The organism is Citrobacter sp. RHBSTW-00986, assembly GCF_013783065.1.
GTDB lineage: Bacteria > Pseudomonadota > Gammaproteobacteria > Enterobacterales > Enterobacteriaceae > Citrobacter > Citrobacter braakii.
Window position 1 is genome coordinate 678,437 of record NZ_CP056200.1, and the last position, 15,830, is coordinate 694,266.

At 50.1% G+C, this 15,830-nt stretch carries 11 protein-coding genes and 5 pseudogenes; 11 read left to right on the plus strand and 5 right to left on the minus strand.

From position 1 onward, the window contains the following. The first annotated feature begins 233 nt into the window (after window positions 1-233). Window positions 234-836 carry a DUF6448 family protein gene (locus HV345_RS03330; protein ID WP_051910832.1) on the plus strand — a complete coding sequence of 201 codons (603 nt, stop codon included), beginning with the start codon at window positions 234-236 and terminating at the stop codon, window positions 834-836. A gap of 308 nt (window positions 837-1,144) precedes the next feature. Here HV345_RS03330 and HV345_RS03335 read toward each other — a convergent pair. Beyond that, window positions 1,145-1,758 (minus strand): annotated as a pseudogene (locus HV345_RS03335) (IS630 family transposase); the annotation flags it as partial. Window positions 1,759-1,774: 16 nt separating this feature from the next. Here HV345_RS03335 and HV345_RS26325 point away from each other — a divergent pair. The 5 genes and pseudogenes from HV345_RS26325 to HV345_RS03360 all read left to right on the plus strand — a co-directional run. Then, window positions 1,775-2,020: pseudogene (locus HV345_RS26325) on the plus strand (transposase). A 495-nt stretch (window positions 2,021-2,515) separates the two neighbouring features. Then, the gene (locus HV345_RS03345; RefSeq protein WP_053275379.1) at window positions 2,516-3,334 is read left to right on the plus strand and encodes a DUF932 domain-containing protein; all 819 of its coding nucleotides are present in this window, start codon (window positions 2,516-2,518) and stop codon (window positions 3,332-3,334) included. 216 nt (window positions 3,335-3,550) lie between these two features. Continuing rightward, entirely contained in the window at window positions 3,551-4,252 is a 702-nt protein-coding gene (locus tag HV345_RS03350; RefSeq protein WP_015063051.1) for a WYL domain-containing protein, read from the plus strand. A 40-nt stretch (window positions 4,253-4,292) separates the two neighbouring features. Beyond that, window positions 4,293-4,537: pseudogene (gene ypjK / locus HV345_RS03355) on the plus strand (protein YpjK). After that, window positions 4,537-4,818 (plus strand): annotated as a pseudogene (locus HV345_RS03360) (YfjS/YafY family lipoprotein); the annotation flags it as partial. The pseudogenes ypjK and HV345_RS03360, both read left to right, overlap by 1 nt. Before the next feature lie 36 nt (window positions 4,819-4,854). On the opposite strand, the gene HV345_RS03365 reads toward HV345_RS03360, so the two are convergent. The 3 genes from HV345_RS03365 to HV345_RS03375 are packed head-to-tail and all read right to left on the minus strand — an operon-like array spanning window position 4,855 to window position 7,190. Next, window positions 4,855-6,393: an IS66-like element ISKpn24 family transposase gene (locus tag HV345_RS03365; protein WP_004201219.1), complete on the minus strand. Its 1,539-nt coding sequence runs from the start codon at window positions 6,391-6,393 to the stop codon at window positions 4,855-4,857. 48 nt (window positions 6,394-6,441) lie between these two features. Next, window positions 6,442-6,789 (minus strand): IS66 family insertion sequence element accessory protein TnpB, encoded by a 348-nt coding sequence (gene tnpB / locus HV345_RS03370; protein ID WP_021563201.1) that lies wholly within the window; start codon window positions 6,787-6,789, stop codon window positions 6,442-6,444. After that, the gene (locus HV345_RS03375) at window positions 6,786-7,190 is read right to left on the minus strand and encodes a transposase (protein ID WP_003031976.1); all 405 of its coding nucleotides are present in this window, start codon (window positions 7,188-7,190) and stop codon (window positions 6,786-6,788) included. Before HV345_RS03375 ends, tnpB begins: the two co-directional genes overlap by 4 nt. Before the next feature lie 72 nt (window positions 7,191-7,262). Here HV345_RS03375 and HV345_RS26330 point away from each other — a divergent pair. Next, window positions 7,263-7,442, plus strand: a pseudogene (locus HV345_RS26330) (YfjS/YafY family lipoprotein); the annotation flags it as partial. Between the two features lie 24 nt (window positions 7,443-7,466). Further along, a complete protein-coding gene (locus HV345_RS03380; protein WP_015063048.1) occupies window positions 7,467-7,934 on the plus strand; it encodes a hypothetical protein in 468 nt (155 codons plus the stop codon). A 301-nt stretch (window positions 7,935-8,235) separates the two neighbouring features. On the opposite strand, the gene HV345_RS03385 is transcribed toward HV345_RS03380, so the two are convergent. Continuing rightward, window positions 8,236-9,159, minus strand: a complete 924-nt coding sequence (locus HV345_RS03385; RefSeq protein WP_227745126.1) for a phage exclusion protein Lit family protein — start codon at window positions 9,157-9,159, stop codon at window positions 8,236-8,238. A 573-nt stretch (window positions 9,160-9,732) separates the two neighbouring features. Between HV345_RS03385 and HV345_RS03390 the strand changes: the two genes are divergently transcribed. The 3 genes from HV345_RS03390 to HV345_RS03400 are packed head-to-tail and all read left to right on the plus strand — an operon-like array spanning window position 9,733 to window position 15,554. Beyond that, a complete protein-coding gene (locus HV345_RS03390) occupies window positions 9,733-12,042 on the plus strand; it encodes a TerB N-terminal domain-containing protein (RefSeq protein ID WP_035893670.1) in 2,310 nt (769 codons plus the stop codon). A gap of 3 nt (window positions 12,043-12,045) precedes the next feature. After that, a complete protein-coding gene (locus HV345_RS03395) occupies window positions 12,046-13,362 on the plus strand; it encodes an ATP-binding protein (protein ID WP_015063045.1) in 1,317 nt (438 codons plus the stop codon). Next, window positions 13,359-15,554, plus strand: a complete 2,196-nt coding sequence (locus tag HV345_RS03400) for a DEAD/DEAH box helicase (protein WP_035893672.1) — start codon at window positions 13,359-13,361, stop codon at window positions 15,552-15,554. The genes HV345_RS03395 and HV345_RS03400 overlap by 4 nt, the downstream gene beginning before the upstream one ends. Window positions 15,555-15,830: the final 276 nt, after the last annotated feature.

Sequence of the window (15,830 nt, forward strand, 5' to 3'; positions counted from 1 at the left end):
GTATTACCGCCACCAATCATTCAAAACGAGACATAAAGAACGGGTTCCGCTCTGCCTCTTGTTAGCGGAACGTTCGACTTTGCGCTTTGTAGGTTCGACTTTACCAATTCGAACGACGCCCTGATTTCACGCCAGTACTCTGATGTCAAATCGGCAGAGGGTCTGAAATCCTACGTCGATTAACATCCCCAAAAAGCAGATGAACAGGTCGAAAAAGACCCGGGAGCATTATTGTGAAAAAGCAGAAAAACATCAGAACTACCCTGTGCGCGAGCATCGTGATCCTTGCGGGAATGACGATAAGCACAACGGCGTTCGCCCACTGCGACGGCATGGATGGACCGGTGATTACCGAGGCTAAAAGCGCGCTCCAGGCGCATGATGTTACCCCGTTATTAAAATGGGTGCCAGAAAACCGTGAAGATACCGTCAGGAAGGCGTTTGACGAGGCAATAAGCAAACAAGGTGGCAGTCAGGCCGCTCAGGAGAAGGCCGATCAGCAGCTCTTCACCACTCTGGTACGTGTTCACCGTGAGGCGGAAGGCGCGCCCTTTACCGGTGTAAAACCGGCAGGCCATATTCCCGTGGTTGTACAAGAGGCAGATGCCGCACTCAACGCCGGCAATGTTGATAGCCTGGTGGCGAAGGTGACTGCCAATGTTGAGCATGCTCTCCGGGAAAAATTTGCTAAAGCTGAACAAAGTAAGCAACAAGTGAATCAATCGGTTAAACAGGGACGTGGATATGTGAATGACTACGTTCACTACATACATTTTGTCGAAGAAGTGAACAGAATGGCGGCAGGAGGATCGCCTGAGATGGAACATCAGCACTAATTATCATGTCCGCCAGAGATGCCCTTGCGGCATCTCTGAATCACCACGATAACGCCCAGCGGGATTTGGAGGATTGTAATTAAAATTATGTAATTACCTGTTTTTGATATGTTCATTCCGACAACGGATGTAAGTAAATTTATGGACGAAAAAACTCAGAGCTCTGCGGTTGAACGGGCTAAAGGTCCGCAAACTTAATGAGTACATCAGAGAATTTCGACGTGCATACGCCAATGATGCTGAATCGTCACGGATAGAGGCTGCTACAGGCAAGAATACCGTGAACTAAATAGCTGCGCTTAATACCGCTACACTTTTGCCACCCCATGTTGTCCCCCCGGGAATGGGCTGACGGTTTCCATATAATGATGGACCTTTTTCAACAACTGTCACATTGAACGGCACTGATGATTGCGGGTTATCGTGTCGTGCAGCGCCTGCCACAACCGCTCTACGTGGTTCACCCACGGCGAGTAAACTGGCTGGTAAATCACCCGAACTTCGGGTTTGCTTTCAGCCAGCCCTGAGTTTTACGGCTTTTATGGATGATGTAGTTATCCACGATGAGCGTGATTGTTTTCGCTCGCCGGTATGTCGCTTTCAGATGTTTTAACAGACTGATAAATAAAGATGAACTTTTGCTGTTGCCGCCCACATAGCTGACTTTTCCTGTACCGCTGTGCAGCGCCCCGGCCAGATAATATTTCTCATTCTGCCCCGGGGTTACTATGCGTTTTTGATGCCCGCGTAGCTGCCAGTCCGCGCCGATTTTTGGATTGAGATGGATATCCACCTCATCCTCATAAAAGACCGGGTGCTCTGCGCTGCATTCGTCCAGCGCTTTATGGATTGCGGCCATTTTTTCATCTTTATGCGGGTCACGGATACACAGCGTCGGTGCCGCTCTGCGCCAGCAACAACCCAAATATAAAGTACTGATGACAATACCGGGGATTGGCCCACTTATTGCGGCAGCTTTTCTGAGTGAAGTGAATGCGGAGCAGTTTTCTAACGGGCGACAACTATCCACCTGATGTGGTCTGGTTCCCAGACAACGTAGTTCAGGTGGGAAAAGCAGCCTGTCATCCATGACCAAAAATGGGAATCGTGGCCTCAGAACCTTAATTATTCATGGTGCCCGCTCGGTTATGCACTGGGCGATGATGCATTGGGTATATGGCTGAAGCACCTCACCGATCGAAGGGGAAAAATGAAAGCCACGGTCGCGCTGGCCAATAAACTGACTCGCATCGTCTGGCGCTTACTGACCGAATCAACAAGTTTTAATATCAACAGGGCTTTCGCTATGAGCTAAGCATTGTTGTATCCGGAGAGACAATTCCTCCTGAGTTTGCAGATACTGATGAGAGAACGGTAAACCAACCCTGTAACAGCCTGAACTGTGCCGAGGTAGTAACATACCGATGTAGTGATTAGGAAACAGGGTGCGGATGACATCATGGCGCGGGTCATCAGACCCACTAACGACGCCGGATATATTGCAGCAAACCGTATCAACTCAGGGCTTGCAAAACGCGGGACGTCCATATATGGCACAGTAAATTTGTGCCACTACAGAAAGCATAAAATCCTTATCTTCGCCACATCACTATTTTCCCTGACGCCCTGCTCTTACGAGCAGGGCGTTTTCGCTTATGTCATCCATAAAGGTAAACCCCATGAAATTAGCCAGCCGTTTTGGTCGCGTTAATCTGATACGCCGCGACCGCCCCCTTACCCATGAAGAACTGATGCAGCATACCCCCAGCGTGTTCGGTGAAGAAAAGCATACCTCCCGCAGTGAACGATATGCCTATATCCCCACCATCTCCCTGCTCGACAGCCTGCAGCGGGAAGGCTTCCAGCCATTTTTTGCCTGTCAGACACGGGTACGTGACCCCCGTCGTCGTGAGCATACGAAGCATATGCTGCGCCTGCGTCGGGAGGGGCAAATTACCGGTAAACAGGTGCCGGAAATTATCCTGCTTAACTCTCACGATGGCACCAGTTCGTACCAGATGCTGCCGGGCCTGTTCAGGGCGGTGTGCCAGAACGGTCTGGTCTGCGGCGAGTCGTTTGGCGAGGTGCGGGTGCCACACAAGGGGGACGTGGTGAGCCAGGTTATTGAGGGGGCCTATGAGGTGCTGGGGATTTTTGAGCGTGTGGAAGAAAAGCGGGATGTCATGCAGTCGTTGCTTTTACCGCCACCTGCGCAGCAGGCGCTGGCAAAAGCCGCGCTAACGTATCGCTTTGGTGAGGACCACCAGCCGGTTACTGAATCGCAGATACTCTCCCCGCGCCGCTGGCAGGATGAGAGCAATGACCTGTGGACTACCTATCAGCGGATTCAGGAAAACCTGATTAAGGGCGGACTCAGCGGGCGTAATGTTAAAGGCGAACGAACGCATACTCGTGCCGTGCGTGGCATTGACGGGGACGTGAAGCTTAACCGTGCGCTGTGGGTGATGGCTGAAACACTGCTCACACAACTGCAGTAGACGTTTTATGTTGCCACATTGTTATTATCGGACACCACCTGTCCGAATTGCTACGTGCTCGTGTGCCTCAATCTCCCGGTAATAGCCTGTAACCCCCGTTACATCTGGCTTTTGCAGAAATAAAAAATAGTTTCTGCGTTGTCCATACCCTGTCCGCCCCCCTGTTTAAAGTAATCACATCATTTTCAGTCAGTTAACTTTCCTGGAGAACCTCTCATGACACAGGCAGAACGCCGCCATGACCGGCTGGCTGTCAGGCTGTCACTGATAATCAGCCGTCTGGTGGCGGGTGAAACGTTGAGTGTGCGCAAACTGGCCGCTGAGTTTGGCGTGTCAGTGCGCACGCTGCGGCGTGATTTTCGTGAGCGACTGATGTATCTGGACTTGGAGTATCAGTCCGGATACTGCCGCTTACGCACTGCTGGCAGCGAGATGCAGATGGTGCCCGACGTGCTTATCTTTGCCCACCGCAGCGGGCTGGCCGGACTTTTCCCCGGCCTTGACCGCCGTCTGGTGAACGCACTGCTGATGTGCGATGAGTCTCCCTGCGTGATAGCACCAGCTAGTCCGGTTCCTTCGCCTTCAGGAGCATTGTCTTTCTGGAGACTGATTCAGGCCATTACCGGGCGCAGGCGGGTGACGCTGATTGCCGAGGGGCAGCGCTGTGAGCGGCTGGCTCCCTGCCGGTTACTCATCCACCAGCAGGCCTGGTATCTGGTGGCGGAACACGACGGACATATCGCCGTATTCACCCTGGATGAGATCCATCTGGTTCAGCTCCTGCAGGAGAGTTTCCGGCGTAACGACAGTCTGTGTCGTCTTGTTGAAGACCCGGTCTTTATTCAGACCTTACCCCATTTTCGCTTTATCCAGCAGTCACTGCTTACGTTTGTTCCGGCCGACAGTCCACCAGAATAGCGCAAGCGTTGTTATCAACCCGGCAACAGGGAGGAGCCCTATGCCCGTAATTGCCATTATCGCCATTGTTGCCATCGTCATCATTCTGAACAAAACCGGGGTGTCCGACAGCCTCACGGCCCTGACACTTGCCACCGTTGCTGCACTGTTGACGGGCGGAGGTGCAGCCGGTGCTGCCAGTGTTGCACTGACGCCGTTCGCCGGTGTGCCGGTGTGCCGGTGGGTATTTTTGTGGGGATTTATGTCTTTGCCAAAGTGGTTCGTCTGATTTCAGGAAAAAAATAATGAAACGTAAAACACTACCTCTGCTGGCACTGGTTGCCACCACTCTGTTTCTGAGCGCCTGCGATGACAGAAGTGATGAACTGAAGGCCATCAGCAAGTTCAAGGATCTCACCCCGCCGCGCTTCAGCGATGTGGTCAGTCGTCAGGATGATGTCAGCGAAGAATGGTCACAGGTTGGCTTCTCATCCGGTCTCACCCTGCAGGTCTTACGTACCCGCCAGTTGCCCGATGGCTGCGAGGGCGGTAGTTACTACTACCTCGTGGATATGCAGGAAAAAACGTAAGCGTGCAGCGAGAACCGTATTGACGGGGATGTGTTATTCAGTTGGCAGTGCTACGCGCCAGGGGAGTAGTTCGCTGACCCGGTTTATCGGCCAGTCAGCTATAACATCAAGCACATGGCGAAGGTAGCTTTCTGGCTCCACTCCGTTCAGTTTGCATGTCCCGATCAGGCTGTACAGCAGCGCTCCCCGCTCTCCTCCATGATCCGAACCGAAGAACAGGTAGTTTTTGCGGCCCAGGCTGACCATCCGTAGCGCATTCTCAGCTATGTTGTTATCTGCCTCGGCCCAGCCGTCGTCAGTATAGTAAGCCAGCGCCGGCCACTGGTTCAGTACGTACGTGAACGCTTTCGCCAGTTCTGAGTGTCGCGACAGCGTTTTCACCTTTTCACGCAGCCAGCTTTCCAGGGATTTCAGCCGCGGTTTAGCTTTTTGCTGACGTTCTGCAAGGCGTCGCTTCGCCGGCATCCCCCTTATTTCCGCCTCGATGGCATATAACTCACCGATCCGTTTCAGGGCTTCCTCCGTCAGCGCTGACGGGGTGCGAACGTGCACATCGTGGATCTTGCGGCGGGCATGAGCCCAGCAGGCAGCTTCCGTTATCTGTCCATTGCGGTACAGTTCGTTGAACCCGGCGTACGCATCCGCCTGCAGAACACCGCTGAAGCCAGCGAGATGGCTCTGCGGGTGGATACCTTTTCTGTCCGGGCTGTAAGCGAACCACACTGCCGGCGCCAGCTCTGACCCGGCGTTACGGTCGTCACGAACGTACGTCCACAACCGCCCGGTCTTCGTTTTCTTATTACCTGGCAACAGCACCGGGACAGGCGTGTCATCAGCATGGAGCTTACCGTCAGTCAGCACATAGTCCTGAAGCGCCCCTTCCAGCGGTGACAGTAGTCGGCAACACGCATCCACCCAGCCCGACAGCAGTGAGCGGCTCAGCTCCACACCCTGGCGGCCGTATATTTCAGACTGGCGGTACAGCGGGGTGTGCTCTGCATACTTTGAACTCAGCACGCGGGCCAGCAGCCCCGGTCCTGCGATACCCCGCTCGATGGGCCGTGAAGGCGCGGGGGCCTGCACGATGGCATCGCACTGAGTACAGGCATGCTTTTCACGTACTGTCCGGATAACCCGGAAGGCGCTGCGCATCAGCTCCAGCTGTTCGGCGGCATCTTCACCCAGGTAACTCAGCGCACCACCACATTCCGGGCAGCATGACGCTGCCGGCAGCAGCCGTTTTTCGTCACGGGGAAGTGATTCAGGGAACGGTTTGCGGGTACGGGTCTGCCGCAGCGGGCGCTGCACGGCCGGGTCATCCACCCGGCCGGTAAGGGTATCGCTTTCTTTCTGCAACTGCTTAAGGTCGGCTTCCATCTTCGCGATACGGCGGGAGACTTTTTCGGAGCGGCTGCCGAAGTTCATCCGGCGCAGCTTATCCAGTTGCGCCTGCAGGTGATCTATTTCGCGTTCACGCTCGTTCAGCTTTTCCAGAAGGGCACGGTTCAGCGCCTCCTGTTCGGCAAGGAGACGTTTCAGTTCATCGATATCGTCAGGAAGTAAGCTGTTCATACCGGGTATATTACCAGGCTCATTCAGCGTCGACCAGGATAAAGAGGCCTACAACATAGTCAGTGACGTAAGCAGTCTTTTAGGCTGCCGCCAGTCGATACCTTCAAGGAGCATCGCCAGCTGTGCCGGTGTGAGGAACACTTTGCCATCCCGGGCTGACGGCCAGGCGAAGCGGCCGCGCTCCAGCCGTTTGGTCAGCAGACACAGTCCATCGCCGGTAGACCAGAGGAGCTTTACCTGACTGCCATTACGCCCACGGAAGATAAAAACGTGACCTGACATCGGATCGTCTTTCAGCATCGTCTGCACCTTTGCCGCCAGGCCGTTGAAGCCGTTTCTCATATCGGTGATGCCAGCGACCAGCCAGATCTTTGTCCCTGATGGTAATGGGATCAACGTTTGAGCTCCCGTATCAGCAGGTTCAGGATATTTTCGCTGATGGCACCATTCAGACGGAGTGATCCGTGCCGGAACGTCACTTCACAGCTGATATTGAGTGATTCAGGTGCCGCAGCAGCTACAGGTTGTGACCGGGGGGAGGTTGCAGGGACAACATCTTCGGCATCAAGTGTTATCGGGAGCAGCTCAGGCACGTTGTTTTCTGTTGTTGAAGGAGGACGTAGTTTTCCTTCGCGCCAGTACTGGCGCCACTTGAACAGCAAATTATCGTTGATCCCATGCTCACGAGCGAGTTGCGCTACGGAGATCTCTGGTCGATGCGAGAGTTCAACCATTTTGATTTTGAACTCAACGGGATAATTAGGGCTTTTTTTACGCACTGCGGTTAATGATTTCATGGATAGCGTCCACCATATTTGGTGTCCATTATCCTCTCAGGAATTTCAGGATCTGCCAGACGGTGCTGAGACGACGCTTACGAAAAAACCGTCCAGCCGCTGATGAATGCGCTTTGTATTGCCGACAATATCAAACTGGAATACCACGAGGTTACGGACCGGTATACGAAGGAAAAATACTTTGAGTACTCCCATGACGGAAAACTGATGGGTCGGCTGCTGATACCCTCAAACCCTGAGAACCACGAATAAAAAACAACGATAAAGGAGACAGAAATGACAATAGGTTCACTAAGCCGGTTTGTACTGGCATGTTCACTGTTTACCAGTTTTACAGCCTCTGCGGTTCCTGGACTCTGGCAGCAGGGCTATGGCCAGGGCAATACGGAATACAACGTGACGGATGCCAGTGGGAAAATGTTTACCATCAATTGCACGGGAAATCCGGACCAGAACGGTTTCTACCAGCATTCTGTTTTTCTGACCCAGACGGATAACAGGATGGTCAGTTCGCACGATGACGGCACCACGATCACCGTGGTAATGAATCACCAGCAGTACGTTATTCCGTCCAGACTAGGCTGGCGAAATGGGGATAACGCCTGGTATGACTTCATCAGCGATATCCGCAAAGCCCGACAGTTTGAGGTCTACGTCAATGACCGCAAAGCGGGCTCTTTCAGTGCTGACTCGACGAATGCAGCGAAGGTCCTGCCCACTCCCGGAGAGTGTGGTAACGACTGATACCCGCATTTTCTCCCACAAACCAACCCCGACAACCTCCTGGCTGCCGGGGTTTTCTTTTACCCATAGCCTGAAATGTCCCGACCGGTATTATTTACATTATAAGAATGAGCTTTGACCCGTTGAACTCACAGCACAGAGCGGACAGAAATCAAGGTCAATAAGGTCTGCTTCAGACAAAGAGCGGTCATTCAATGATAGAAGATTCTATTTCATTTTTGTGCCAGAAGCTGCCGCTCAGTAACTCCCGCAATAAACGGCGCGAGGAATGAGCGTCCGGCGACCGAATTTGATTACCTTGTTATATGCCATTTTCAAGATCTGCGATTAGGTCAAAGCATAGCGATTTATAATCCTTTACGATCTTCGGCTGAATGGTTATTGAATGATATTTCAGCAACGCAAGGGCGAATGAGGAAAAATACAGCCAGAACCAGTCATCTTCCGGTAAATTGACATCTTGCACAGTCGCCGACCAACGCCCGTAAATGGGAGGATGAGTCTCTGAACCCGCGAGGCGGTTTCTTCCTGTTGCGAAAAGGATAAAGGCGGATGCTAGAGCGATCCCCATCATACGCTTCATCCTAACCTTTTCCGGGGGATACCCACTGCTTGCGGCGTACTGATCGATCTTGGATATCATCATATCTTTAGCGAACTGATCACACAGATATTCTTCGTCCTTCGGGTCTTCCGGTGCATTTCCTTCAGCTGAGAAAATTACGTGCTTCAGTTCATGTAAAAATACATATGCCGTAGCCATGCACGTGAGATCATATACTGCAGCGCGCTCTGAATCTGACGGCCTACCCTTCTCAGGATCAGGAATAGCCACTGGCCATTCAAAGTCGTCTTCATGAAATGCAGTGCTCAGGTCTTTCACTGCATCAAGTATCGACTTGAAGGCTTCATCTTCTGCTGCCTGATCTGGAATCTTGTTGATTTCGTTTATGTCGAGAGTGGTACCGAATGATTTGAACAATACGATCAACGAAGAATAACAATGTAACGCCTGCCTTCCCGCATAACCGAAAAGCCACATTTGACGCATTGATCTGCTGGTGTACTGGATTGCGGAGAACCCTCCAGCATCTAAGTTAAATCCTTCGCGGTCAGCAATCAGTCGGAACTGGGCATCATAATCGTTAGCGATAGATTCAATCTCTGATGCTCTCTCAGGAACAACACCGTCAAAAAGTTTTCGAACAATGTCTGTCGTTTCCACTAGCCCTCCTATAGCATATAACAGTGCGTTATACCGGTCCCGCAAGGTCGGCTTCCTTGCAAGCCAGATTACCTTGTAAGGTCAGAAAGTCCAATGACAGCTTTATGTACGAAGCAGTCATTGAGCTACTACGTATAAATGACCGCTCCTGGCCCACAGCAGACAAGCTTAGGATGCTGAAGGTCTGCTGAGAGCGATAAACGGAAATTCGAGACGGTATAGTCTCTAAAAGCTTCCCTGCCATAAAGTTGCCGACATTCTCAGCGAATAGGTAAGTATCATCATACAGTGGTCAGATGTGCATCCGCAGTACATTTGCTCGCATGTTAACGTAGCAGTAGTACAACATCATTTAGAGACGAATGGCCTAACAGGTTTTAACACCTTAAGATTTCACTGCTGGTTAAACACATTATTAAATGATTTTTATCATTTAAATCATTGGGTTAATTTTAATTGTGATTTGCTTTTAACCCTCGCAATTTAGAAGTATTATTTTGAGATTAATCCACTTGCCCTGCCTTCATCACTGCTTGTAAATATGCGTGAAGAATGATTTTAAGGTTATATATCATGGAGTTATTGAAGTTTTTGGCGGCGATTTTTGTCATTTACTTGTTGTTTTTTAGAAAGAAAAAACGTAAATCTCCAAAGTCTTATGCTTCAGACCCCGTGAAAGCACCGCCAAAAGAATGGCTCGCTGACATCAAGAAAAAAGAGGCGGTTGTGCGAAACGATGATAGTGAAGACGATAACCTTGCAACTTTTACATTGAGCGGTGGCCGGGGTGTTGAACTTCGGGTGACAACCAATCATTACCGCAACACCTCAAAGTCAGCAGGTGCACTAGCTCGATGGGTACTTCCGGGTGAGATGATAACTGTAGCTGGTGTAGCAATTAGCGGTGGCCACATTTACGTGGGGCAACGTATGAAGCCCTCCGGTCAGGAATCAGGCGGCTATTATGACGATGGAAGTGAGGCATCATTAATTGATGACACATGTAAGATAAAACCTACTTCTTATCTTTACGAGGACAGTTCATTAGGATACTGGCCCAGTTTTTCCTCTCTTTCCCCAGAAGCACGCGGTGCGTATGTCAGTTGGCTTGCCAGCGATAGGTCTGATCCATCGTGTCCTATCGGCTATGTTTTTATCTACCTCTACGGCCTGGAAAGAAAAGCGCTCGTAGATTCCACTGACCCAAAATTCCCTGATGCTGAGTTCCGTAATCTGTTCAATGAAGTCGCTCGGTTAAGATCGGTATTCATTGAGAACCGCTCCTTCCGTGGATATTCGACCCAATTACTCGAAGCCATGTCTATTCTGCGCCCGAACATGGGCTTAGCCACTGAGCTCGATAGCAATTCAGGTTTCAGCAACAGCATGCAATTTAAGCTGGCTCTGGCAAAAACTGTACATGAAGGAGTTCCTGTATCAGCTGAACTGGCGTTGAACTGGGTAATAAACTACACCGAGTATTCGCTGCGTACCCCGGCTCGCCGCTGTGCTAAAGAGTTTGCTGCGCTTTTCAAACGGCGTTACACCCTCAAATATGGTGAAGGGATGGTCGTTAAGGCGAATAAAACGCGCCTAAGGTTAGATTACACACCAGCAAGTCCTAGTTTGCGAGGTGTTCGACTTCCTGTTCCCGACCTGCCTGATCCAAGTGCGTTGAAGAGCCCTGTCCAGAAAATTATGGCTCTTGCCGATATATGTACAGATGAACTTGATGCTTATAGTCGCTACCTTGGTAGGAAAGGTACGTCAGTCAATGATACGGCTGCAATTATGCTGCTCCCTTCAGAGATCGTTAATGAAAGCGCAGAAAAAATATTAAGCTCATTCAAACGCTGGGCTGATGAGGCGATCCTCGTCAAGGAGGGGTTAGTCTCAGTTGCTGACTTTTGGGCACATATGAATGCCAGTTGCCCCAATAAGATCAATAAAAAAGAGGCCGATTTGATGCAGGCCTTTGCTCTGAAGATGGGTTACGGTCTGGCACCTGACCCGTATTATCACCATGTGAAGGCGGATGTTGATGGGACACTTGTTCTATTCCCTGCCGCCGAAGGTGGACGCTTCTCACCTTCTCCTGAATTTATCTCAGCCGTAATGACGCTCAGATTAGGGGCGATGGTCGCCTTGATTGACGATTCTCTTGATCAAGCTGAACAGAAAGTGCTTGAGAATGCCATCAACAACAATCCTGGCTTCACCGATGATGAAAAACGCTCTCTACATGCGTATTTAACGTGGCAACTTCATACCCCAGCCAATATGACAGGAATAAAAAGTAGGATTGAGTTGATGGGGGCCGCGGAAAAAGCTGCTGTGGGTAAGGTTATCGTTAGTGTTGCCTGTTCGGATGGGACAATAGCGCCTGCCGAAATCAAACAGCTTGAGAAGATTTATTCAAGTTTGGGGCTGGATCCCTCATCTGTCTCGAGCAATATCCATCAGCATTCCGCAACTGAACATGATCTCGTCTCGTCTGTACCAACTGATCAGCCAGCAGCAGGGTTCACACTGGATGCTAATGTACTTGCCCGCCACGAATCTGCCACGGATGATGTTCGTAAATTGCTGAACACAATTTTCACCGAAGAAGAACCGGAAGAGCCAGAAAGCGCTCCAGCCTCATCAACGGAGGCGGGGGGGCTTGACTCCGCACATAGCCAGCTTTATCGCAGTTTGCTGGAGAAAGAACAGTGGTCCCGAAAAGAGGCGACAGAATTGTGCGGAAATTTGAATTTGATGCTCGGCGGTGCGCTTGAGGTGATCAATGACTGGTCCTATGCGGTGGTTGATGCTCCAGTACTGGACGATGCCGATGATGATATCTGGGTTGACCTGGAAATTGCCAAAGAATTAGAGGGATAGTGAATGTCTGTAACACGTATAAGAGTGAAAGAACGTGACGCTATTATTCAGTCACTTAAGTCAGGTGTAACGCCAAGGATAGGCATTCAGCATATCCAGGTTGGCCGCGTGAATGAGATCACCGCTCTCCACCAGGATATTGAGAGGACTGCTGACGGTGGTGCAAGCTTCAGACTTATCATCGGTGAATATGGTTCTGGTAAAACGTTCTTTCTGAGTGTTGTGCGCTCTATTGCGCTAGAGAAGAAGCTGGTGTCAGTCAGTGCAGACCTTTCTCCTGACAGACGCATTCACTCATCGGGAGGTCAGGCTCGTAATCTCTATTCTGAGCTTATGAAAAACATGTCCACCAGAAACAAGCCGGATGGTAATGCGTTACTTAGCGTTGTTGAAAGATTCGTTACGGAGGCAAGAAAGGAAGCGGACACGGACGGCTCCGAGGTTTCATCAGTTATTCATAAACGCCTGGCAGCTCTGTCAGATATGGTGGGTGGATATGACTTTGCGAAGGTCATTGATGCATTCTGGCGCGGGCATGAGCAGGATAACGAAACGCTAAAATCCAATGCTATTCGCTGGTTGCGGGGAGAGTACACCACCAAAACTGATGCCCGTAACGATCTCGACGTTCGGACTATTATCTCAGACGCATCATTCTATGATTCTTTGAAGCTGATGAGCCTTTTTGTCCGCCAGGCAGGCTATGCCGGTCTTTTGGTCAGCCTCGACGAAATGGTGAACCTCTTTAAGCTGAATAATACGCAAGCAAGAACAGCGAACTACGAACAGATTTTGCGGATCCTGAATGACTGCCTGCAAGGCTCAGCCGAGAACATTGGTTTTATCCTCGGGGGTACGCCAGAGTTTCTTTTCGATCCGCGTAAAGGTCTTTACAGCTATGAGGCGCTCCAGTCGCGTCTGGCGGAAAACCGGTTCGCGCAAAAAGCAGGAGTGATTGACTACTCATCCCCCACTTTGCATCTTGCCAGCCTCACCCCTGAGGAACTGTATATTTTGCTGAGAAATCTTCGTCATGTTTATGCCGGTGGAGATCCAGAGAATTATCTGGTACCAGATGAGGCACTGACTGGATTCCTGCATCACTGTAGTAAAACCATTGGAGACGCTTACTTCCGTACCCCCCGTAATACCATAAAAGGTTTCCTGGACATGCTGGCCGTGCTGGAACAAAACAGAACGATGAACTGGCAAACACTAATCGAGGGTGTGGCGATTGAAGAGGACCGGCCCAGCGATATGGATGACACCACTACGGAGGAAAGCGATGACGACGACGGACTGGCGAACTTCAAACTATGAGCAGTGCCTACGATAGCCTCGATCCCCGCGTCCGTAAGTGGGTTTACAAGCAGGGGTGGTCGACATTAAGGCCCTTGCAGGAGAGTTCTATCCCGGCAATTTTAGCCCGTGATCGAGACGTGCTAATCAGTGCAGGTACAGCAGCGGGTAAAACAGAGGCTTTCTTTCTTCCTGCCTGTTCGGCAGTTGCAGATCTCACGAATGGATTTGGCATCGTCTATATCAGTCCGTTGAAGGCATTGATTAACGATCAGTACCGTCGTCTTGGGAGCCTTGGAGATGCATTGGAAATGCCAGTGACTCCCTGGCACGGGGATGTACCACAAAGCAAAAAGAAGAAGGCTCGGACGAACCCTGCTGGCATTTTACTGATTACACCTGAGTCACTTGAGTCTTTGCTCATAAATTCAATGGGCTGGCTCAAACAGGCGTTTTCTTCAGTCGCATACATCGTTATTGATGAGTTTCATGCTTTTATTGGTTCAGAGCGTGGTGTACAGCTGCTTTCTCTGCTCAATAGAATTGACCATGTGCTAGGATGCCAGGTAAATCCAATTCCCCGCGTTGCGTTGAGTGCCACGCTGGGGGAACTGGAGAAAGTGCCCGAAATGTTGCGCCCGGACAAACGACTCCCCTGCGTAACTGTTACAGATAGTAATAGCATGGCCACTCTTCAGGTACAGGTCAAAGGGTACCTGGAGCGAGTGATCCAAAATGAGGAAGAACTTCAGAGTTCAGCTGAACATGACGTTTGCGCTGACATTTTTAGACTTTGCCGTGGCGATTCTCATTTGGTCTTTGCAAACAGCCGAAAACGCACTGAAAGCATTGCGGCAACGCTGAGCGACATGTGTGAGGAACAAATTGTTCCGAATGAATTTTTCCCCCACCATGGTTCCCTTGCCAAGGAATTACGTGAGGTGCTTGAATCTCGTCTTCAGAAAGGAAATTTGCCCACAACAGCTGTTTGTACAATGACGCTTGAGTTGGGAATTGATATCGGTAAGGTTAAGTCGGTTATCCAAGTTACGCCTCCGCATTCTGTTTCCAGTTTGCGCCAGCGAATGGGGCGTTCTGGGCGACGCGATTCCCCGTCAGTACTCAGAATGCTAATTACAGAAAATGAGCTTACTGTGAGTAGCAGTATCGTTGATCACCTACGACTCCAGTTGGTGCAGTCGATGGCAATGATCAGGTTGATGATCTCTAAACAATGGTTTGAGCCTGCCGATTCCCGGCAGATGCATTACTCCACGCTGCTACACCAGATTCTTGCAATTACCGCACAATGGGGTGGAGTTCGTGCCGACCAGCTCTGGTCACAACTATGCCAGACAGGGCCGTTCAGAAATGTAGATTTAAACGATTTCAAAAGCCTGCTTAAACATATGGGAGCATGTGGCCTACTCACTCAACTTGCTAGCGGCGAAATGGTTGTTGGGGCAGAGGGGGAGAAACTGACTAACCATTATACTTTTTATGCCGTGTTCAATACACCAGAAGAGTTCCGCATTATCACCGGAAACAGAATCCTTGGAACAGTGCCTGTGGACTCCCCACTGCTACCAGACCAACACATCATCTTCGGTGGGCGGCGCTGGAAAGTGACAGAGATCGAGACAGAGAAAAAAGTTATCTATGTAGAGGCAACCAAAGGCGGTCAGCCACCACAATTTAGTGGGGGAGGTATGTCTGTTCATGATGCCGTTCGTCAGGAAATGCTCGCTATCTATAGGGAAGGTGATTACCGCATAGCAATAGGTAGCAAGAAAGTAGATTATGCCGATACTGCCGCCAGAAACCTATTTGCGGAAGGCTGTAGTAACTTTCAGCGTTTTAAACTTCAAAATGAGTGTTTTATTACGAGTGGACAACACTGTTACGTAATACCCTGGATGGGGGATAAAGTTGTCAATACGATTACAGCCTTGCTCATACGTTGTGGTTTTAAAGCAAATTCATTTGCTGGCGTTATAGAAATCGATAACTCCAGTGTAGCTTCCGTTCAGCACGCGCTCAAAGAAATGCTGTTGTCAGGCTTGCCATCTGCATTTGATCTTGCCACAGATGTTCCAGAAAAGTACTTAGATAAATATGACGAGTATTTACCAGAGTCCCTTCTTGCGAAAGGTTATGGTGCAAAGGCGTATGAAACAGAAGGTACGCGCATCTGGTTGCAGAAACATCTTTAGTAATCTGGATATGTAATCAGGGTATAAATAAGACATATATACCCTGAATTTTTTATTTCCCTGTAGATTTACTAGGCTTTAGTCCCGGGGTATTACCAGGAGTATCTTTATTATCACGTCGACGTTGATCCGGTTTTCCTGTCGATTTAGCAATTGGTTTTGGACCAGGTTTAAGACCCATGATAGTTATCCTTTAGAGGTGTAAGAGGGAAGCCTCAACATTGATATATTGGATAATGTGAAATTTTTCAATGGGAGCGATCAACATATCCAATG